General features: G+C 62.4%; 17 protein-coding genes. 15 read left to right on the top strand and 2 right to left on the bottom strand.

Annotation, left to right across the window (positions count from 1 at the left end; genetic code table 11):
• Window positions 1-351: 351 nt before the first annotated feature.
• Window positions 352-1,572 (bottom strand): CaiB/BaiF CoA transferase family protein, encoded by a 1,221-nt coding sequence (locus AC19YR_RS12885; RefSeq protein ID WP_095110356.1) that lies wholly within the window; start codon window positions 1,570-1,572, stop codon window positions 352-354.
• Window positions 1,573-1,585: 13 nt separating this feature from the next.
• Window positions 1,586-2,767 (bottom strand): acyl-CoA dehydrogenase, encoded by a 1,182-nt coding sequence (locus AC19YR_RS12880; RefSeq protein WP_045059067.1) that lies wholly within the window; start codon window positions 2,765-2,767, stop codon window positions 1,586-1,588.
• Window positions 2,768-2,924: 157 nt separating this feature from the next.
• On the opposite strand from AC19YR_RS12880, the gene AC19YR_RS12875 reads away from it, so the two are divergent.
• From AC19YR_RS12875 to AC19YR_RS12805, 15 genes are all read left to right on the top strand, one after another.
• Entirely contained in the window at window positions 2,925-3,845 is a 921-nt protein-coding gene (locus AC19YR_RS12875; RefSeq protein ID WP_095110355.1) for a LysR family transcriptional regulator, read from the top strand.
• Between the two features lie 428 nt (window positions 3,846-4,273).
• On the top strand, window positions 4,274-5,395 hold the full coding sequence (locus tag AC19YR_RS12870) for a Re/Si-specific NAD(P)(+) transhydrogenase subunit alpha (RefSeq protein ID WP_500598712.1): 1,122 nt from the start codon (window positions 4,274-4,276) through the stop codon (window positions 5,393-5,395).
• Between the two features lie 15 nt (window positions 5,396-5,410).
• A complete protein-coding gene (locus AC19YR_RS12865) occupies window positions 5,411-5,734 on the top strand; it encodes an NAD(P) transhydrogenase subunit alpha part 2 (RefSeq protein WP_003187010.1) in 324 nt (107 codons plus the stop codon).
• Window positions 5,734-7,170 carry an NAD(P)(+) transhydrogenase (Re/Si-specific) subunit beta gene (locus AC19YR_RS12860; protein WP_095110349.1) on the top strand — a complete coding sequence of 479 codons (1,437 nt, stop codon included), beginning with the start codon at window positions 5,734-5,736 and terminating at the stop codon, window positions 7,168-7,170. The genes AC19YR_RS12865 and AC19YR_RS12860 overlap by 1 nt, the downstream gene beginning before the upstream one ends.
• 181 nt (window positions 7,171-7,351) lie before the next feature.
• Window positions 7,352-8,845 (top strand): succinyl-CoA:acetate CoA-transferase ScpC, encoded by a 1,494-nt coding sequence (gene scpC, locus AC19YR_RS12855; RefSeq protein WP_095110347.1) that lies wholly within the window; start codon window positions 7,352-7,354, stop codon window positions 8,843-8,845.
• Window positions 8,846-9,164: 319 nt separating this feature from the next.
• On the top strand, window positions 9,165-9,380 hold the full coding sequence (locus AC19YR_RS12850; protein WP_095110346.1) for a DUF1127 domain-containing protein: 216 nt from the start codon (window positions 9,165-9,167) through the stop codon (window positions 9,378-9,380).
• Between the two features lie 369 nt (window positions 9,381-9,749).
• On the top strand, window positions 9,750-10,067 hold the full coding sequence (locus AC19YR_RS12845) for a DUF2388 domain-containing protein (protein ID WP_095110344.1): 318 nt from the start codon (window positions 9,750-9,752) through the stop codon (window positions 10,065-10,067).
• 93 nt (window positions 10,068-10,160) lie between these two features.
• A complete protein-coding gene (locus AC19YR_RS12840; protein ID WP_095110343.1) occupies window positions 10,161-10,469 on the top strand; it encodes a DUF2388 domain-containing protein in 309 nt (102 codons plus the stop codon).
• 27 nt (window positions 10,470-10,496) lie between these two features.
• Window positions 10,497-10,817, top strand: a complete 321-nt coding sequence (locus AC19YR_RS12835; protein WP_095110341.1) for a DUF2388 domain-containing protein — start codon at window positions 10,497-10,499, stop codon at window positions 10,815-10,817.
• Window positions 10,814-12,775 (top strand): DUF7844 domain-containing protein, encoded by a 1,962-nt coding sequence (locus tag AC19YR_RS12830; protein ID WP_500598710.1) that lies wholly within the window; start codon window positions 10,814-10,816, stop codon window positions 12,773-12,775. The genes AC19YR_RS12835 and AC19YR_RS12830 overlap by 4 nt, the downstream gene beginning before the upstream one ends.
• Before the next feature lie 230 nt (window positions 12,776-13,005).
• Window positions 13,006-14,469, top strand: coding sequence for a hypothetical protein (locus AC19YR_RS12825; protein WP_500598708.1), 1,464 nt, complete (start codon window positions 13,006-13,008; stop codon window positions 14,467-14,469).
• Window positions 14,457-15,932: a hypothetical protein gene (locus AC19YR_RS12820; protein WP_500598707.1), complete on the top strand. Its 1,476-nt coding sequence runs from the start codon at window positions 14,457-14,459 to the stop codon at window positions 15,930-15,932. Before AC19YR_RS12825 ends, AC19YR_RS12820 begins: the two co-directional genes overlap by 13 nt.
• Window positions 15,933-15,962: 30 nt before the next feature.
• Window positions 15,963-16,376 (top strand): hypothetical protein, encoded by a 414-nt coding sequence (locus AC19YR_RS12815; protein WP_095110333.1) that lies wholly within the window; start codon window positions 15,963-15,965, stop codon window positions 16,374-16,376.
• A gap of 93 nt (window positions 16,377-16,469) precedes the next feature.
• Window positions 16,470-20,156, top strand: coding sequence for a tubulin-like doman-containing protein (locus tag AC19YR_RS12810; RefSeq protein ID WP_500598706.1), 3,687 nt, complete (start codon window positions 16,470-16,472; stop codon window positions 20,154-20,156).
• 17 nt (window positions 20,157-20,173) lie between these two features.
• Window positions 20,174-21,175: a hypothetical protein gene (locus tag AC19YR_RS12805; RefSeq protein ID WP_095110328.1), complete on the top strand. Its 1,002-nt coding sequence runs from the start codon at window positions 20,174-20,176 to the stop codon at window positions 21,173-21,175.
• Window positions 21,176-21,203 lie beyond the last annotated feature (28 nt).

Below are 21,203 nucleotides of genomic sequence, written 5' to 3'. Positions count from 1 at the left end.
CTTTCAAAGTTTCGCTGGGAAATCTTTAACAACTTCAACCACTTGCGCTGACGATCACTCGTTAGCGGGAGGCGAATTCTACAGCGTTACTCGCTGCTGTCAACACCTCTTTTTCAACTCCTTTCGGACTTCGATGACCTGAAGCTCCGCGCTGTCGAAACCTACATAACTCTTTGTTTACCAAGGAGTTTTCCGTTTCGACTGCGCTGGAAGTGGGGCGAATTATAGACAGATATAAATCGCCGTCAACCGTTAATTCAGGTTTTCTATCGAGCCAAGCAAAAAGCCCAGCAAGAGGCCCCTTCTCTATGAGAAGGGGCGCGCCCAACTTCCTTCTATATAGATAGCGACCTAAAGCACCCCTGACTCCTTCAAGGCAGCCACCACCGAAGCATCCATCCCCAACACCTGCTGGAGCACCTGCAACGTGTGTTCGCCCAACAAAGGTGGAGCATTGCGGTACTCCACAGGCGTTTCGGAAAGACGGATAGGGCTGGCGACCTGAGGAACAATGCCCGCCAGTTCATGAGGCATCTCCAACGCCAACCCACGCGCGCGAACTTGAGGGTCCGCGAACACCTGCTCCAGATCATTGATCGGACCGCACGGCACGCCCGCCTGCTCCAGTTGCAACACCCATTGCGCCGTGGTCTTGAATACTGTTGCCTGACGAATCAACGGAATCAATACCGCCCGATTGGCCACACGCTGCGTATTTGTGGCAAACCGCGCGTCATCCGCCCACTGCGGCTGCCCAGCCACCTCGGCAAACTTGCGGAACTGGCTATCATTGCCGACCGTAAGAATGAAATCGCCGTCCGCCGTCGGGAAATCCTGGTAGGGCACGATATTAGGATGGGCATTGCCCAAGCGCTTCGGCGCAACCCCTGTGGTCAGGTAGTTCATCGCTTGGTTAGCCAGGCACGCAACCTGCACATCCAGCAGCGCCATATCGATATGCTGCCCGCCGCCGTCGTGATCGCGATGGGCCAACGCTGCGAGGATCGCCACCGTCGAGTAGAGCCCGGTGAGGATGTCCGTCAACGCCACGCCGACCTTTACCGGCCCAGCGCCTTGATCGCCCTCGGGACGGCCCGTCAGGCTCATCAACCCGCCCAACCCCTGAATCATGAAGTCATAGCCGGCGCGTTTGGCGTAGGGGCCGGTTTGCCCGAAGCCTGTGATCGAGCAGTAGATCAGCTCCGGGTTCAGCGCCCTGAGCGACTCATAATCCAAACCATAAGCCGCAAGGCCACCGACCTTGAAGTTCTCGATCAGGATGTCGGATTTGGCCGCCAGCTCCCGTACCAGGCGCTGCCCCTCGGGCCGCGTGAAGTCGATGGTGACGGATTGCTTGTTACGGTTGGCCGACAGGTAGTAGGCCGCCTCGGTGGTGTTCTCACCATAGGCGTCCTTGAGGAAGGGCGGGCCCCAGGCGCGCGTGTCATCGCCATTGCCCGGCCGCTCGACCTTGATGACCTCGGCCCCGAGATCCGCGAGGATCTGCCCAGCCCAGGGGCCAGCCAACACCCGCGACAAGTCCAATACCCGAAGGTGCGAAAGCGCGCCCATGGAAGTGCTCCTATTAATAGAACGCCTGAAGACCCGTCTGTGCACGCCCCAGGATCAGCGCATGAACGTCGTGCGTACCCTCGTAGGTGTTCACCACTTCCAGGTTGACCAGGTGCCGCGCCACGCCGAATTCGTCGGAAATGCCATTGCCGCCCAGCATGTCCCGCGCCATGCGCGCGATGTCCAGGGACTTACCGCACGAGTTGCGCTTCATCATCGAGGTGATCTCCACCGCCGCCGTGCCTTCGTCTTTCATACGGCCCAGGCGCAGGCAGCCTTGCAGGGCGAGGGTGATTTCAGTCTGCATGTCGGCCAGTTTCTTCTGGATCAACTGCGTAGCGGCCAAGGGGCGGCCAAACTGCTGGCGATCCAGGGTGTATTGGCGGGCGGTGTGCCAGCAGAATTCGGCGGCACCCAAGGCACCCCAGGAAATACCGTAGCGGGCCGAGTTCAGGCAGGTGAAAGGGCCTTTCAAGCCACGCACGTCCGGGAAGATGTTCTCTTCAGGGACGAAGACGTTATCCATGACGATTTCGCCGGTGATCGAGGCGCGCAGGCCTACCTTGCCGTGGATCGCCGGGGCGCTCAGGCCCTTCCAGCCTTTTTCTAGGACGAAGCCGCGAATGTCGCCCGCGTCATCCTTGCCCCAAACGACGAAGACATCGGCAATCGGGCTGTTGGTGATCCACATCTTGCTGCCGGTCAGGCTGTAGCCACCTTCGACCTTACGTGCACGCGTAATCATCGCGCCCGGGTCGGAACCGTGGTTGGGCTCGGTCAGACCAAAGCAACCGATCCATTCGCCCGAGGCCAGTTTCGGCAGGTATTTCTGTTTTTGCGCTTCGGTGCCGAATTCATTGATCGGCACCATCACCAGCGAGGACTGCACACTCATCATCGAGCGATAGCCGGAATCGACGCGCTCGACCTCACGGGCAATCAGGCCGTAGCTGACGTAGTTCAAGCCGCTGCCGCCATACTGCTCGGGAATGGTGGCACCCAGCAGGCCGACTTCACCCATTTCGCGAAAGATCGCCGGGTCGGTTTTTTCATGGCGGAACGCCTCAAGCACCCGCGGCGCGAGCTTCTGCTGGGCGAATTGCTCGGCGGTGTCGCGGATCATGCGCTCTTCTTCGGTGAGCTGTTGATCCAGCAGCAGCGGGTCGATCCAGTTGAAGCTTGCTTTACCGGCCATGGGTTGAGTCCTCGTCATCAGGTCAAATTTCGTGGGTTGATCCTAGGCCGCCCCCGCCGATCCGGCAAACGAGGATTTTGCATACTGTTGTGCTGTTTACTCACTTCGTAATAGCCTGAAAGCACCTACCAGCAATGAATTAGTGAGATAGCTGTACATGCGCAGGAAAATACCCAGCACCACCGCCCTGGTCAGTTTTGAGGCCGCCGCGCGCCATGAAAGCTTCACCAAGGCTGCCCAAGAACTGTCGCTGACCCAAGGGGCGATTTGCCGGCAGATCGCCAGCCTGGAGGAGTTCCTCAGCGTTGAGCTGTTTCGCCGCTCCCGGCGCGGCGTAAAGCTGACCGAGGCCGGGCTTTCCTACAGCCGCCGGGTCGCCACGCAACTGGATGCGGTCGAGCGCGACACGCTGTCGGTGATGGGCCAGCAGGGCGCCAACGTGATTGAACTGGCCGTGGTGCCGACCTTTGGCACGCAATGGCTACTGCCCCGGCTCAAGGACTTCCAGCAGCAGCACCCGGAAGTCACCGTCAACTTGACCAACCGCACCCGGCCCTTCCTGTTTGCCGACACCGACTTCGACGCCGCTATCTACTTTGGTGATGCAGACTGGTCCGGCACCGAATCCCATAGGCTGATGGGCGAAAACCCGATGCCGGTGTGCAGCCCGAGCCTGCTGGGCGCGAAAGGTCAGTTGAGCGCCAAAGAAATTGCCGACCTGCCACTGCTGCAACAGACCACACGCCCCTACGCCTGGCGCCAATGGTTCAACGCCCGGCAGTTGAATATTCCCCGGGACATGACAGGGCCGCGCTACGAGCTATTCTCGATGCTGGCCCAGGCAGCCATGCACGAGATGGGTATCGCCCTGATCCCGCCGTTCCTGATTCAACGCGAATTGGCAGAGAAGCGCTTGGTCATCGCCAATGAACATTCACTACCGAGCATCAAGGCGTATTACCTGATGATTCCTGACCGAAAAGTCGAATCCGCCTCATTGCGAGCTTTCCGCGACTGGTTGATCCACCAAGCTAACAGCTACAACCCCGAAGGGCAGGGGCTTTCAAACATTAGCTGACTCCGTAGTCAGCTAAATATAATCACTACAGATATAACTAAATGTCGCCTTTAAACAAACTGTACCGATAACCAGAACAATCGTCCTACAAGCACCGTACTCATTGCCTTTGCGCCCTTATCCCGAGGTCATGTCAGCTTATTCAGCACACGGATGGGAATTTTTCTTGAATTCCGTCCTGCACCTTGAAAGCCGTGCCCTACAAGGGTTATCGCCGCATTGTTGCGACATTCGGTCACGGCATGACTTGTAGTTAATTTTCCGTCACCCGTCATAATCCCTTGAAGGGCACAAAGTTCGCCTGCAAAATGCCGCGCCCCGCCCTGAATACAGCGGGACCGTGCTGATCGGCCGCCCCAGCGCACGTGTCGTCGTGCACTGGCCTCTTAAAGAATCACAAAGCAATAAGATCCAGCAGGAGATTTGACGTGCACATTGGTGTTCCTCTCGAAACCCAGACGGGTGAAACGCGGGTTGCTGCAACCCCTGAAACCATCAAGAAGCTGATCGGCCAGGGTCATAAAGTCACGGTACAGAGCGGCGCCGGCATTAACGCCAGTGTGCTCGACAGTGCGTATGAAGCGGCAGGTGCGACCATTGGCAGCGCCAACGAGGCATTCGGCGCCGAACTGATTCTCAAGGTCGTGGCCCCTGACGACAACGAGCTGGCGCTGATTAAAAGCGGCACCGTCCTGGTCGGCATGCTCAACCCTTTCAGCAATGAAACCATCGCCAAACTGGCCGAGCGCGGCATTACAGCCTTCGCTCTGGAGGCCGCGCCGCGTACCTCCCGCGCGCAGAGCCTGGACGTGCTGTCCTCTCAGGCCAATATCGCTGGCTATAAGGCCGTGTTGCTGGCGGCCCATCACTACCCGCGCTTCATGCCCATGCTGATGACTGCCGCCGGTACGGTGAAAGCCGCCCGGGTGCTGATTCTCGGCGCCGGTGTAGCCGGGCTGCAGGCCATCGCGACCGCCAAGCGCCTGGGCGCGGTGATCGAGGCGTCGGACGTGCGCCCTGCAGTGAAGGAACAGATCGAATCCCTGGGTGCCAAGTTTGTCGACGTGCCCTACGAAACCGACGAAGAGCGCGAGTGCGCAGTAGGCGTGGGCGGCTACGCGCGGCCGATGCCGGCCAGTTGGATGCAGCGCCAGGCCCTGGCCGTGCATGAGCGCGCCAAGCAAGCGGACATCGTCATCACCACCGCGCTGATTCCGGGCCGCAAAGCGCCGGTGCTGCTGAGCGCCGACACCGTCGCGCAGATGAAGCCAGGCTCGGTGGTCATCGACCTCGCCGCGGCCCAGGGCGGCAACTGCCCGCTGACCGTGGCCGACCAGGTCATCGTCGCCAACGGTGTGACCATCGTTGGCCCGACCAACCTGGCCGGCGCCGTCGCAGCTGACGCTTCGGCGCTCTACGCACGCAACCTGCTGGACTTCCTGAAGCTGGTCTTCACCAAGGAAGGGCAGTTCGAGATCAACCTAGAAGACGATATCGTCGCCGCGTGCCTGATGTGCCGCGACGGCCAAGTCATCCGTAAAAACGCCTAAGCAGGGATTCAGACGATGGAAGAGCTTATCTCCCCCGGTATCTACAACCTGATTATCTTCGTGCTGGCTATTTATGTCGGTTACCACGTGGTCTGGAACGTCACCCCGGCGCTGCACACGCCGCTGATGGCGGTGACCAACGCCATTTCCGCGATTGTCATCGTCGGCGCCATGCTGGCCGCCGCCCTGACCGTCACCCCGCTGGGCAAGACCATGGGCACCCTGGCCGTGGCCCTGGCCGCCGTGAACGTGTTCGGCGGCTTCCTGGTGACGCGCCGCATGCTTGAGATGTTCAAGAAAAAAGCCCCGAAAGCCGTAAAAGAAGAGGCGCCCAAGTAATGAGCATGAACCTTGTCACGACGCTCTACCTGATCGCGTCGATCTGCTTCATCCAAGCCCTCAAGGGCCTGTCGCACCCCACCACGTCGCGGCGCGGCAACCTGTTCGGCATGCTGGGCATGGCGCTGGCGGTGTTCACCACCGTGGGCCTCATTTATAAGCTGGGCGCTGAACTGGCGACGGCCGGCATCGGCTATGTGATCGTCGGCCTGCTGGTCGGCGGGACTGCTGGCTCGATCATGGCCAAGCGCGTGGAAATGACCAAGATGCCGGAGCTGGTGGCGTTCATGCACAGCATGATCGGCCTGGCGGCAGTGTTCATCGCCATCGCGGCGGTGGTCGAGCCGCAGTCCCTGGGCATCGTCAAACAGTTGGGCGACGCGATCCCGGCGGGCAACCGCTTGGAGCTGTTCCTCGGCGCGGCGATTGGTGCCATTACCTTCTCAGGCTCCGTGATCGCCTTCGGCAAGCTGTCGGGCAAGTACAAGTTCCGCCTGTTCCAAGGCGCACCGGTACAGTTTGGCGGCCAGCACAAGCTCAATCTGCTGTTGGGCCTGACCACCCTGGGCCTGGGCCTGGTGTTCATGTTCACCGGCAACCTCACCGCGTTCGCCGTGATGCTGGCCCTGGCCTTCGTGCTGGGCGTGCTGATTATCATCCCGATCGGCGGCGCAGACATGCCGGTCGTGGTGTCGATGCTCAACAGCTACTCGGGCTGGGCGGCGGCGGGTATCGGCTTCTCGCTGAACAACTCGATGCTCATTATTGCCGGCTCCCTGGTGGGCTCCAGCGGCGCGATCCTGTCGTACATCATGTGCAAGGCCATGAACCGCTCGTTCTTCAACGTGCTGCTGGGCGGCTTTGGCAACACCGCCGAGGCGGCAGGCCCGGCGGGCTCGCAAGAAGCGCGGCCGGTGAAATCCGGCTCGGCGGACGACGCCACGTTCCTGCTGACCAACGCTGACACCGTCATCATCGTCCCCGGCTATGGCTTGGCGGTCGCCCGGGCGCAGCACGCGCTCAAGGAACTGACCGAGAAGCTGACCCACCGTGGCGTGACCGTGAAGTACGCGATCCACCCGGTGGCGGGCCGCATGCCCGGGCACATGAACGTGCTACTGGCCGAGGCCGAAGTGCCTTACGACCAGGTGTTCGAGATGGAAGACATCAACTCCGAGTTCGGCCAGGCCGACGTGGTGCTGGTGCTGGGCGCCAACGACGTGGTCAACCCGGCCGCCAAGAACGATCCAAAATCGCCGATTGCCGGCATGCCGATCCTCGAAGCGTTCAAGGCCAAAACCATCATCGTCAACAAGCGCTCTATGGCCAGCGGCTATGCCGGCCTGGATAACGAACTGTTCTACCTGGACAAAACCATGATGGTTTTCGGCGACGCCAAGAAAGTCATCGAAGACATGGTCAAGGCTGTCGAGTAAAACCCTGCTCCAGCGCAACACAAAAAACCCCGGCCTTGGATAGGCTGGGGTTTTTTATGCGTGTTGAAAACCCGACAAAAGGCTCTAAATGGCGGCCCTGCATTCGACCATGGTAGCGGGACGAACCGGGCACAAATCACTAGACTGCGCATCTTGCTTTCGATGCCCGAGATAATAATCCATGTACCGTGATCGTATTCGCTTGCCTTCCTTGTTCAGTAAGGTCATGAGCGCGGCTGATGCCGCCGCCCTGATCGAAGACGGCATGACCGTCGGCATGAGCGGTTTCACCCGCGCCGGCGAAGCCAAGGCCGTGCCCCATGCGCTGGCCGAGCGCGCCAAGAAATCACCCCTGAAAATCACCCTGATGACCGGTGCCAGCCTGGGCAACGACCTGGACAAAGAACTCACCGAAGCCGGCGTACTGTCGCGGCGCATGCCATTCCAGGTAGATAGCACCCTGCGCAAGGCCATCAACGCCGGCCAGGTAATGTTCATCGACCAGCACCTGTCCGAAACCGTGGAACAGCTGCGCAACAACCAGCTCAAGCTGCCGGACATCGCGGTCATCGAAGCCGTGGCCATCACCGAGCAAGGCCACATCGTGCCCACCACCTCCGTGGGCAACTCGGCCAGCTTCGCGATCTTCGCCAAGCAAGTCATCATCGAGATCAACATGGCGCACAACCCCAATCTGGAAGGGTTGCACGACATCTATATCCCCACTTACCGGCCCACCCGCACACCGATTCCGCTGGTCAAGGTCGACGACCGTATCGGTAGCACCGCGATCCCGATCCCGCCGGAAAAAATCGTCGCCATCGTCATCACCAACCAGGCCGACTCTTCATCCACGGTGTCGACGCCGGACAGCGAGACCCAAGCCATCGCCAACCACCTGATCGAGTTCTTCAAGCAAGAAGTGGCTGCCGAGCGCATGACCAACAAGCTGGGCCCACTGCAGGCCGGCATCGGCAACATCGCCAACTCGGTGATGTGCGGCCTGATCGACTCGCCGTTTGAAGACCTGACCATGTACTCCGAAGTCCTCCAGGACTCCACCTTCGACCTGATCGACGCCGGCAAGCTGGTCTTCGCTTCCGGCAGCTCGATCACCCTGTCGAACCGCCGTAACGCGGACGTGTTCGGCAACCTGGAGCGCTACAAGGACAAACTCGTACTGCGCCCGCAGGAAATCTCCAACCACCCCGAAGTGGTGCGGCGCCTGGGCATTATCGGCATCAACACCGCCCTGGAGTTCGACATCTATGGCAACGTCAACTCCACCCACGTCTGCGGCACGCGGATGATGAACGGCATTGGCGGCTCGGGTGACTTCGCGCGCAACGCGCACCTGGCGATCTTCGTCACCAAGTCGATTGCCAAGGGCGGCGCGATTTCCAGCGTGGTGCCGATGGTCAGCCACGTGGACCACACCGAACACGACGTCGACATCCTCGTCACCGAGATCGGCCTGGCCGACCTACGCGGCCTGGCGCCACGGGAGCGGGCGCGGGTCATCATCGACAACTGTGTGCACCCAGACTATCGCCAGGCGCTGAACGACTACTTCGAAGCCGCGTGCGCCCTGGGCGGGCACACCCCGCATATCCTGCGCCAAGCTCTGCAGTGGCACATCAACCTGGACGAAACGGGGCGGATGCTCGCGGTGTAGTTCACACAGTTGGCGGCTGATGCAAAAACACTTTCATCAGCCGCCGGCATCAACCCCTTTGATTGACGAAAACTGTACTGCTGTACTGGTATTTTCCTACCGAAACGTCCTACCAAAACTACCCATCCGTGCAAAAACGCACCAAATAGGTGCCGACAGGTACAGTTGCCTCATTTGCGAGCAGTACAGCCCCTATAAACAGTTAACTGGCCCCTCACAATACAGGTGAACTGTATCTAGAGAGACTTGTGCAACGAGAGGATCATTGGCATCAGTTAAACCACTACCTAATCCCGCCACAAGCGGAAGGATGTCAATCATGGAACGTACACTCAGTTCCGAACTGTTTTTTGAAGACAACGCTGTAAAAACCCAGGCTTCCATGCCTTTGCGCGTTCTCGCCAACCTGATGCTGTGGCAGCGCCGCATCTCCAGCCGCCATCAACTGGCTCGTCTGGATTCGCGTCTGCTGGCTGACGCCGGGATTAGCGAAGCACAACGCTACGAAGAGCTGAGCAAGCCGTTCTGGCGCTAACTTAGCGCTGCTGGCCCTGACCCACCGGGTCCACCGCCAGCACTGAATTGAATACACAAAGCCCGTCGCAGATCACTGCGGCGGGCTTTGTCGTTTCCGGGCTCGCAAAACCACCTGACGAATACAGTTTTAAATATCTTAAAATTGACCAGTACAATTTAATCGAACGTTCTCGTACGCCTTACGCCGTGCCGCGCGCAGAGCAAGAGGCGCTCGCTATAAATCTGCGGCCAGCCCTATCGGGCCGCCCAGACCCGGCCTAATATCCGACAAGTACGTGGCGAACGCGGCCTGGTGTGCGTCAGAGGCTCTACTCACCGCGCTAACGGCAGTGAACGTCTTTTCGGCTTATCCACAGGAGTCACCCCCATGTCCCGTCTTCGCCTGCTCAGCGCCGCAGCCTTGCTGGCTGTGGCCGCCAACGCCAGTGCCAGCAGCTTTATCGTCACCACTGACTCGATCGTCGGCGCGCTCAAGGCCACGTCCGATGCCACTTCCGATGTGTCGTCTTCGTTTCGCGATAACAAGATCGTGCAAGCGGCCCGCGACGACGCCGCCAGTTTCGTCGCCAGCGAAGGCGCCATTCGGGGGGCGAAGCTGGAAAGCGCCTTCGCCTACATCCGCCAGCAAGCGCCGCAACTGGGTGCCAGCGACGCACAATTGGCCCAGGCCATCCTGGTGATCTGAGCGCCCCGTTCGGATCGCGGCTAGCGCGATGCGGCCTGGCTCTGGCCCGGGCATTGCGCTAGCCTTGGCGCTCGCTTTTAACTGTCGAGTCCCATGCGCTTTTTCTCACCTTCGCTGATCGCTCCCGTATTGATTGCCGCCTGCTGGGCAACCTCGGCCCCCGCCCTGGACCTGACCACGCAGAACCTCGTGGTCACCGCTTACGCTTCAAGCAAAGTGACGTCAGCGCCCTTCGACCATAAACTGCTGCTCGCCGCCCAAGATGACGCTGCGGCCTTCATTGCCAGCGATGGCCAACTGCGAGGAGCGCAACTGGAGTCTGCCCTGGCCCACCTGCGGCACACCCACGCAAAACTTCGTGCCAGCGACCTTGAACTGGCACAGGCAATCCTCGTCCAATGACCACCTACGTTTTTCCGGAGCTGTTCCATGCGTAACCCGCTGATCGCTGCCACCCTTGGCCTACTCTTGTTGGCCGACGTGGCCCAGGCACAAACACTGGTAGCCACCAGTAACATCATTGTTCGCGCCTTTGGCCGCGCAATCGATTTCACCTCCGACACCACCACCTCGATCCGCGATTCGAAAGTGGTGCGCGAAGCCCACGATGACGCCGCCAGTTTCGTCGCCACCAACGGCGACATTCGCGGCGCGCACCTGGAAGCGGCCTTCGACACCCTGCGCACCCGCGTGCCCGAAGCCCGTGGTGCCAGCGACCAGGACCTCGCGCAAGCCATCCTCGCCCTGTGAGGCGGGTTGGCACCTGGCTGCTGGCCGCGGCGCTGTTGCTCCTGGGCAACAGCGCCCACGCTGCCCTGCAATTACAGCTCAAGGCCGAAGGCCTAAGCCCTGCCGAGCAGCACGCCAGCCAGGCGCTGATCGATGAAGCGATGCAGGCCCTGCCGCCGCGCTTCATCGCTCAACTCGATCGCACCATTGCTGTTGGCTGGACCGACAAGATGCCCGCTAACGCCTACGGCCAGGCGTCGCTGGTGTCAGAGCTGGACCTGAACCGCAACCTCCTGGCCACCCTCACCGATGGCAGCGCCGCCACCCGCAAGACCCAACGCCCCCACGCCACCGTGCGCCGCGAAATGCTCGCCACCGTGGTGCATGAGCTGACCCACATTTATGACCGCTCGCGCCTGTGGCCCGACGCCGAGCGGCACCTGATCCAACGCTGCACCCGCCAGAGCGACAGCGCCGGGCTGGTCGGCCTGCCGGACCAATGCCGGGGCCAGAACGCCCGGCGCTTCACCCTGAGCGACGACCCGCGCCTGCTGGACCTGGCCGGGTGGCAGCAGTACGTCGGCCGGCGCGGCGAGCGCGAGCAGCACAACCGCCAGATCGCCCGCAGCCCCGACCTCTACGAAACCAGCAGCCCCAAGGAATTCGTCGCGGTCAACCTGGAATACTTCCTCCTCGACCCCAGCTACGCCTGTCGGCGCCCGGCGCTGTACCGCTATTTCAAGGAACACTTCGGCTGGGCACCGCCCGCCAAGGCCGAATGCGCCAAGGCGTTCGCCTTCCTCAATGCCGGCAACGACTTCGCCAAGCAGCCACTGGGCCAGGTGGACCCGGAGCGCGTCTACGCCGTCGATTACCTGTTGGCCGAGGCCAACCAGAACTGGGTCAGCCGCTGGGGCCACAGCATGCTGCGCCTGGTGATCTGCGCCCCCGGCCGCCCGCGCGGGCCGGACTGCCGCCTCGACCTCGACCAACACCTGGTGCTGTCGTACCGCGCCTTCGTCGGCGACGTGCAACTATCGAGCTGGGACGGCCTCACCGGAGCCTACCCCTCGCGCCTGTTCGTCCTGCCGCTGGCGCAGGTGATCGATGAATACACCAAGACCGAACTGCGCAGCCTCGCCTCCGTGCCGCTGAACCTGTCGCGCCGCGAAGTCGAAGAAACGGTCGAGCGCGCCGCCGAGATGCACTGGAGCTACGACGGCAACTACTACTTCCTGTCCAACAACTGCGCCGTAGAGAACCTCAAGCTGCTGCGCACCGGCAGCAACAACCCTGAGCTCACCGGCCTGGACAGCATCCTGCCCAACGGCTTGCTGGAAGTGCTCAAGGGCCGCGGCCTAGCCGACACCAGCGTGCTCGACGACCCACGCGAAGCCTTGCGCCTGGGTTATCGCTTCGACTCTTTCCGCGACCGCTACCAGGCGATGTTCGAGGTGCTGAAAAAACACCTGCCCATCCCCCAGGGCACGGTCGAAGACTGGCTCTCCCTCAGCGCCGCCGAACGCCGCCCCTGGTTCGACCGCGCCGACCTGCGCACCAGCGCCGCGCTGTTGCTACTGGAACAGGCGAGTTTCCGCCGCCAATTGCTGCTGGCCCAGGACGAGGTCAAGCAGCGTTACCTGGGCGCCCGCGACCTGAAAAACGGCGGCATGGAGAAGGCCAACCAGACCTTGCAGCAGATCCTCGCCAACAGCGGCTTTCTCAGCCGCCCAGCGGAACTGCTCGACAGCAGCGGCTACGGTTTGCCGCAACCGAGCGAGTGGCAACGCCTGGAATCCCAGAGCAGCCTGCGCCAGAAGCAACTACAAGCCCTGACCGGCGATCTGGACAAGGAAGTGCGCGCCTTGCTCGAACCCAGCCGCGCCGCCGAAATCGCCGCCAACGAGGCCAACGTCAAGTACGTGGGCGAGCATTTGCGCGCACTGCACAAGGCTGCCGGTGGCCTGGAACTGCCCTGATCCTACAGCGCAAGAAACCTCCTACAGCCTTGAGCGGCAAAGGTTGACAACATTTATCAGTGTGCCACTATTCCGCCGTTATTTAGCGGGCTTTACGCCAGCAGTTTGGCGCCTGTCACCGGGTTTCGCCCCGGCAGCGCCGCCAAGCACTCACCCTCTTTTTGAAGTGGTTGCCTGACCCCTCCAGGCAATGGCCAGCACGCATGTTTTATGGGTTTCGGTAGGTATATATGGATGTAGCCGGTGACGACCGTGCGTACGCGTGGCAACTCGACGAACAGCTCTGGGCGCAAACAGGCGACAGCACCTTCACCCTGGTGAAGGTCGCTGGGGTGACGCCTGACGCCGATCTGGTCGATCTGGACTACGCCGTCGGGGCCAAACGCGCCCCGTCGAGCAGTACAGATACCTACTTGCCTGCCGATTTTGCCTTCTGCCCCCTTACTGGCCAGAAGCTCACCCCCGTGGCCTATCAGAAAGACCGCCGCTGGCTGCCGCCCTATGGCAATGGCAGCGGCCGCCGGGTGGTCGATGACGAATGCGACCTGGACAGCGCCGAGCGCACCCTGGCCAGCCTCTACCAGCACTTGCTCGCCAGCCCCGGCCGCGACCTGGACAGCAGCAAACAAGCCCTCGCTGCGCCACGCAAGAACGGCCTGAATTTCTTTGTCGGCCAATTGGGCGGGCACCGCGACGCCTTGTTCAGCCTGAGCCGGGAAGGGGGCCTGTTCCTCTGGCAGCGCGGCTCGCACAAATGGCTGGCGGTATTGCCGCGCACCACGCCCATCGGCCGCACCAGCCTGGAAAACTGGGCCTGGGGTGTGGCGCTGCAAGGCGAAGGGCGCGAGCAAAAACTGATTGTGGCCGGTGACGAAGGCGCGACGCGGGTCAGCGTCGATCCGCTGGCCCTCAGCTACCAAGTGGACCGCTGCGCCGGCCGTGCCCTCGGCGCGCCAGGGGATTTGGCCGAGCACACCTTCGTGCCGCTGGCCCTGGCCGACGGCAGCGTGTGCCTGGCCAGCCCCGGCGCCGAGGGCGGCTGGACCCAGCACCCGGTAGCCAACGCCACGGCAGCGCAGATGAACCGCCTCTCGGCGCCGCTGCGCGACCCGGCCTCGCGGCGCCTGCTATGGATCGGCGAGCAGGGCTACCTGGTGGCGCAACTGGGCGAAAGCGTGCAGGCCCAATGGCTGCCGTGGCCCATCGGCGCCACGGCCAAACCCGAACTCGGCCCGCCGTTCCTCGACGGCTACGGCTGGTGGCAACTGCTGTTCGACGCCGACGGCCAGAGCTACCTACGACTGGGCTCGCAGGAACGCCGCACGATCAAAGGCACACGCCTTGGCACCGGCCATTTGAACTACATGTTCAACGTGCGCCTGGACCAGCCCTGGGACGAGCACGACGAACACAACAACCCGATGACACGGGAAGTGCGCTACCCGTTCATCGAGTTCAGCCGCGACAGGCTGCTGCTGTCGTTGCGGGTCAACCGTGACAGCGGCAGCGTGCAGAGCCTGTTTGACAGCGATGCCGCCGTCGATAGCGAATTTTGCCTGGAACGCATCGGCGAAGTGGCCCTGCGCCTGCCGCTCAAAGTCAGCAAACCCTGGAACGCCCAGTGGTTCTTTTTCGATCAGGCCTTGTGGCTGTACATCGACTCATCCGGAGCACTTTTTCGATGGAAGGCATAAGCCTGTTGCTACGCCGTGGCCTGTTGATCGTCCTGAGCCTGGCCAGTGGCCTGGTTGCCGCCGAGCCTGTGCGCCAGGTGTTTTTGGTGCAGAACTCCGGCTGGATGGAGCCCTTCTACCTGGACCCGGCGTCGCCCTTCAAACCCCTGGTGATCCAACTGGCCGCTGCCGCCGCCGGCAGCAGCGAAGTGGTGATCGGCGGCTTCAACCAGGCCGACGCCCAGCACCCTTCGCCGGACTGGAAATTCCGCGGCCCGGGCACCCACGCCAAGTTGGCCGAGAGCGTCAACAACCTGGCCCTGGCGCGCAAAGCCAGCGGCGCCTACGCCGACACCGACTTCAAGGAAGCGCTGATGGCGGCGATCACCACCGGCCTGGAAGGGCGCGAAGGGATCGTCTGGATCATCACCAACAACAAGAACAGCCCCAACAACAGCGGCGAAACCCAGGCCAAGAACCGCGAGTTCTACGACCTGCTGCACAAAGAAGCGGTGATTAGCCGCATCGCCGCGTTCCCGCAGAAAATGCCGGTCAAGGGCACTAACTACGAAGCCAACGGCCTGATGATCTACGCCCTGGCCTACGGCGCGAAGGCCGGCGTGGCCTTGGAGCAAGTGCTGGCCCAACCGGCCCTGGCCACGTTGCTCAACGACGACCGCGTGCGCCTCAAGCCGTTGACCGAAGCCGCCGTGCGCTTCATCCCCACGGGCGTGAAAGACACCCCCGACGTCAGCGCCGAACTGGCCGGCGACCAACAAACCGTGATCCTCAACGTCAAGGTCGATGGCTCGGCGAAAACCGCCGTGCTGCTGGGTAAGTTCGAGAACCAGTTCAACCCCTACCAGATCCACGACGCCAAGATCGACATGCGCCTGGACATGCCCGGCGAAGCCTTGCAGTCGAGCATTTCCCTGGATCGCCTGACCGACCTTGAGCCCGGCGCCCGTTCACCGGAGCTGGCCATCAGCCTGCAATTGCCGCCGCTGCCGTCCCAGTGGTCCAGCGAAGTGCTGTTCTCCAGCGGCTATTCACGCGCCGGGGCGATTGAAGTGCGCCTGAGCGAGCAGCAACTGCGCATTTCCCAGCAATTCGTCGCGCGCATGAACGAACTCTTCCCCGGCGACGCCTTGCCCGACGTGTTCGTGCCGTCCAACGAAGCCGGCGCCTCGGCCACCCGCCTGCCCATCGAACTGCGCATCAGCTACCCGCTGGGGCCGGTGTTGCTGCTGTTCGGCCTGTTCGTGCTATTGCTCGCCGGCCTGTTGCTGGCCAAGGCCCTGATCGCCGGCAAGAAGTCCTTCACCGTGATCGTCGAAGGCCTGGCCCAGAATTACCCGCTCAAACCGTTCAGCAGCGCCAGCGTCTACGACGCGCAGCAGAACAAAGTGGCGACCCTCAAGCGCGGCCTGTTCGGCGCCAAGCTCGAGAACAAATCGCCCGACATTGCCGTACGCCTCAAGTAACCCCTATCAGCACCCAAGGAAAATTCACCGATGGCCCAAACCAGCGCATTGCCAGCCCCGATTGAAAGCGAAGCCCCCGCGGCCGCCGTCACCACGACCACCACCCTGAGCGTGCCGACGCCGGGCGGGCTGGACCTGGGCCCGAAAAAAGTCGATAGCCGCGATGCGCTGATCGGTGTGGCCGTGCTGGTGGTGCTGGCAATCGTCTTCTTCGTCATCAAAAACGCCTACGCCAACTGGCGCGTGCGCGAGCGCGTCGCGCCAAGCCGCGCCAACGCCTCGGGCTGGTTCCTGTTCCTGGGCCTGCTGATGGTTTCGGCGATGGCGGTGCTGGCGGTCATCAATTCCGGGCAGTTCCTGGTGCCGCTGTACCTGGCCCCGCTGGGCGGCGTGGCGCTGCTGTCGCTGATTGCCTGGTTAATGACCTTTTCGGCCAAGCGCTAAGCCCCCTGTGGGCGCCTGGCTTGCCGGGCGCCTGCCAGAAACAGATAAACGCCGAGAACAAGGCCAGCCCAACGTGGGCTCATGGAGTTTCAGATGAACGAGAACGAACAGGTCAACGGCCAGGCAACCGCCGCCAAACAGGTCAGCGAGAAAATCCATCCCACGTTGTTCATCGCCCTCGGCGGCACCGGCATGAAGATCAACATCCGTCTGCGCCGGCGCATCCTCAACGCCATCTGGGGCGGTAATACCCAGATCCAGAACATCTCCGATTTCCCCTTGGTGCAGTTCATCAACCTGGACCTCGATTCCGGCGAAGTGACCCAGGACGGCAAGTCGATCAAGACCGACGTGCTGGCCGAGCAAGTGGCCTTCACCGCCGAAGAAAAAATCATCGAACAGCTCAACCTGAGCAAATACACCCACTCCCTGGACGAGCTGAACAAGCACCGCGAAGTGGCCGAGTGGTTCCCGCTGACGCCGGAGAAAATCCGCGAACTGGGCATCGACCCCTCCAAGGGCGCCGGGCAGATCCGCGCCCTGTCGCGCCTGTACTTCTATGACAAGTACCCGCTGATCCGTAACAAGCTGCGCGACAAGGTCAGCCGCCTGCTGAGCAACATCGGCAGCGGCGCCGACAAACTGAAAAAACTGGGCCTGGAGATCGACCCCGGCAAGATCCGCATCGTCATCGCCGGCTCCATCGCCGGCGGCACCGGCTCCGGTGCGTTCCTGGACATGGGTTACCTGGCCAAGGCGATCCTCAAGGAAAACAACATCACCGGTAAGGTTGACCTGTTCAGCGTGATGCCGGGCGGCTTCCTCAGGCACAACAGCGACCGCGTCCAGGCCAACGGCTACGCGGCGCTGATGGAGCTGGAAACCTGCATGCGCGGCGCGCCGCTGCTCAAGCACTGGGACGCCAAGGACAACCTGTTCATCGACTCGCGGCCCTTCGATGACGTGTACTTCATCGACAACACCAACCTGTGCCTGTCCAAGACCGAGAACCAGGAAGACATCTACGAGATGCTCTCGGACGTGCTGTTCACCGACTTCACCTCCCAGGATTTCGCCAACAAGAAGCGCTCCATCGCCGTCAACCAGAACCAGTTCAAGATCCGCAACTACATCGTCGGCTTGCCCCAGGACTACGGCGACGACATCCAACTGACTTTCCCCTGCGCCTACTCCTCCGTGGGCCAGGCTGTGCTGGACACCCAGATCGACGCGCGCAAGAACGTGCGCCTCAATCGCCAGGTGCAGCAGATGCTCAAGGCGTTCTTCGGCGTGGCCAACGCCAGTGCCAACGGCAACCGCCCCACCGACAAAGAGCGCGACGAGTTCCTCAAGGAACAGCTCAACGTCACCCCGCGCACCTTCACCGAGCTGCCGGACTTCCTCTCCAAGGTCGAACTGACCCTGGCCACAGGCGAGTTCACCCACTACCAGATCGCCGACGATCTGCTGCAAGTCGAGGGCGATAACAGCGTTACCGCGCAGATCGAGCACAAGGTCGAAACCCTGTTCGAGCGCCTGCAAAACGGCGGCGCCGACAAGGACCAGTGGCTGACCCACGTGCGGGAAATCCAGCAGCAACTGGAACGCGACACCAAGGGCAGCAGCATCGACAGCGCCGAGCGCAACCACGAAGTGCGCATCAAGGAAAACCGCCAGAAACGCCTGGCCGCCCTGGTGCAAGAAGACGCCTTGCCGGAAAAACTCTTCCGCCGCCTCGACGACGACGAACGCGGTGGCCTGGATTACACCCTGGCGCTGGTGGAGATGCTCAAGGATCGCCTGGAAAACGGCAGCAACGGCATCATCCCGGCCCTGGAAAAGAACGCCGCGCGCTTCAAGGAGCTGTCCGAGAAGCTGGAATCCTCGGAACTGGCCCGCGAATTCGAACGCCTCAAGGAAACCACCGGCAAAGGCCTGCTGGCACGCCTGAGCGGCAAGGAAAAACAAGCCGAGACGGTGCTCACCCAGGTCAAGGACACCCTGCGCGAAAGCCTGCTGTTCTACGTGCGCCACGTCGCGGCCCGCGAAGCGGCGCAACTGCTGCGTGAGATCTCCGAGTGGCTGGGCAACAAAGCCTCGGTGGACCACAACGGCCGCGCCATCTGGAACGGCTTCGTCGGCCGCCTGCAAGACGGGCGCAACGCGGTGGACAGCCTGCTGCGGCGCATCGACACCGACATCGCGAAGATCGACGCCAGCATCAAGGAAGAACACGCCACCCTGATCCAGCTCAAACTGGTGCAGGGCGGCGAGGAAGAGCCGGTGGACGGCCCGCAGGTACGCGAATGGGCCAAAGACGCCTTCAAGGATTTCGGCGGCTCCAAGACCCTGTTCGACAAACTGCAAACCGACAAAGGCCAGGAAGAACTGCTGGGCAAGCTGCGCAACAAAGCCGTGCAGCAGATGCCGCCGCAAAAAGTCGGCACCGACCCGCTGCTGGTGGCCCTCAGCGCCCTGACCCCGGACGAGCAACGCGAGAAGTTCCGCCTGCTGCTGCAACGCGCCATGCCGTGGGTGCCACTGAGCGGCAATGGCGGCTTTGAGACCGACAAGGACAGCTTCACCTGCCTGATCGGGGTGAATGACGCCGGCGAGTTCAAGCGTATGTACGGCGCCATGATTGGCCAGTGCCTGCCCACCGGCACCGGCATGACCGCCGGGCAGATCGACTTCGTGGAGTCGGGCACCCCCGGCAAGTTGATCTGCTACACCGAACTGAGCGGCTTCCCGGTGCCGGCGCTGACGCCGATGTCCACCTACGAGGCCTGCTACAGCAAGGAAAGCGAACGCATCCCGCTGCATGTGCACAAGCGCATCAGCCAATTCGTGCAGCCGATCCAGTTCAGCCAGGAGGATTACCGCAAGTTCGCCGAGGACTTCAAACTCTACCTGCACTGCGTCGGCCTGGGCGTGCTGAGCCGCGCCAAGAACGGGCGCTACGAGTTCGTGCTCGACCAGGACTACTTCTCGGTGGGCGACGAATTCGCCATCCGCCAGAGCGGCATCAGCTCTAACCAGCACCGCGACATCGAAGAGCAACTGCGCAAACGCGTAGCGGCCCTGAGCACGCCGCTGCAAATGGCTGCGCTGCATGTGCTGTTCGACGATTACGCCCGCAACGCCTACCGCGCCAACATGCGCCTGGACATCAAGGGCCGCTCCACCCTGGCGCGCACCTTCCCGAACAAAATCGCCGAACTGCTGAAAAAAGAATACGAACAGCGCCTCAAGCGCCTGGCGCCGGACACCGCTGAGCAACTGATCCAACAGGCCAAGGGCCTACTGGCGCAGTTCGCCGAGCCGATCGACGGCTCCCTGGGCGATGTCTATGTCGACGAAGTGCACAAAGAGCACGGCGAGAAAATCGCCCTGCGCAAAGAGTTCTTCACTGCCGGTTGGCTCGAAAGCCTGCTCAACCCGGTAGCGGCGGCGCCTGCCCAGGCTCCGGGCATGCCTGCCGCACCGGGCGCGGCCGTACCGCCACCGCCGGGCGGCCCGGGCATGGCCCCGCCACCGCTCAACGTGCCGCAGTTCAACTACCACCTGAGCGTCAGCGGCACCAACTACGGGCCGTACACCGTCGCGCAGTTGCAGCAATACGTGCAGACCGGGCAAATCACCCGCGACAGCCAGTTGTGGCGTGAAGGCATGGCCGCATGGGCGAGCGCCGGGCAGATGCCTGAGCTGGCGCACCTGTTCGCCCCGGCTGTCGGCGGCCCGCCCGTCGCCTTCGGTGCCGCACCGCCGCCCGCTATCTGAACCGAGACCTGAGCCCTATGTCCGTGTCTGCAAAAACCGCCGGGTTCCCCGCCACCTGCGCCAACAGCGCCTGTGGCAAGGCGCTCTGCGGCCCGGTGAAACACTGCCCGTTCTGCGGTGTGGCCGCTGTCGTGGCGCCCACGCCCAAGGCACCGCCCGCAGTGGCGCCAGTGGTCAAGCCTGCCGCGCCGGTGGCCAAGGCCGAAACGCCGGCACCGGCGTTGGAATTCGATATCAAGCAGGTGGAAAAACCGCCCGCCGCCAAGCCAGTGCCAGCGGCGAAAGCCCCTGCACCCGAGCGGCCGCCCACCGCCAACGTGCAACCCTTGCCGCCCTCCGGGCGCGGCATGAAGAAAGTGCTACTGGGCGTGATGGTGCTCGGTGCTGTGAGCAGCTATTGGCTTTACCAAACCGGCGCCCGCCAAACCCAGCAGCAGTTCGAGCAGCACGTGCAGGCCGCCAATGATTGCCTGCGCAGCAACCAGTACAGCTGCGCCCTGGAAAACGCCGAACAGGCCCTGCAAAAGGACAGCAAAGACCCCCGCGCCGTGAGCCTGCTGCAACGGGCCCAGGCTGGGCTTGAGCGCGAGCAGCAAGCGCAACAGGCGCAAAAAGCCGCCGAAGCCGCGCGGCTGGCCGCACAAGAACAGGCCAAGCGCGACAAACTGGCCAAGGACGCCGACCGCGAGCGCGAACAACAACAGCGCGAGTTGGACAAGCGCCTGCAAGAACAGCAAAAAATGCTCGCCGACAAACTGCGCGAACAACAGCAGCAAAACTCCCTGCCGACCACCCGGCCCGTCGCCCCGCGCCAGAACAACAGCGGCGCCAACCCCGGTGTGCTCGGCCAATCCCTGGAGCAGGCCAAACGGGCCCTGGGGCGCAAGGATTACCAATCGGCTATTGCCGTGGCCAACGTGGTGCTGACCATGGACCCAGGCAACCGCCAGGCGCTCAACATCATCCGCCAGGCCGAACAACAGCGTACCCAGGCCCTGAACCGGACCACCATCGAATGATGAGCCGGACCGTGCCTGCCCCTTTTCG

It is taken from the genome of Pseudomonas sp. MF08817, from assembly GCF_059862705.1.
This window is presented reverse-complemented; position numbering and strand designations above follow the sequence as displayed.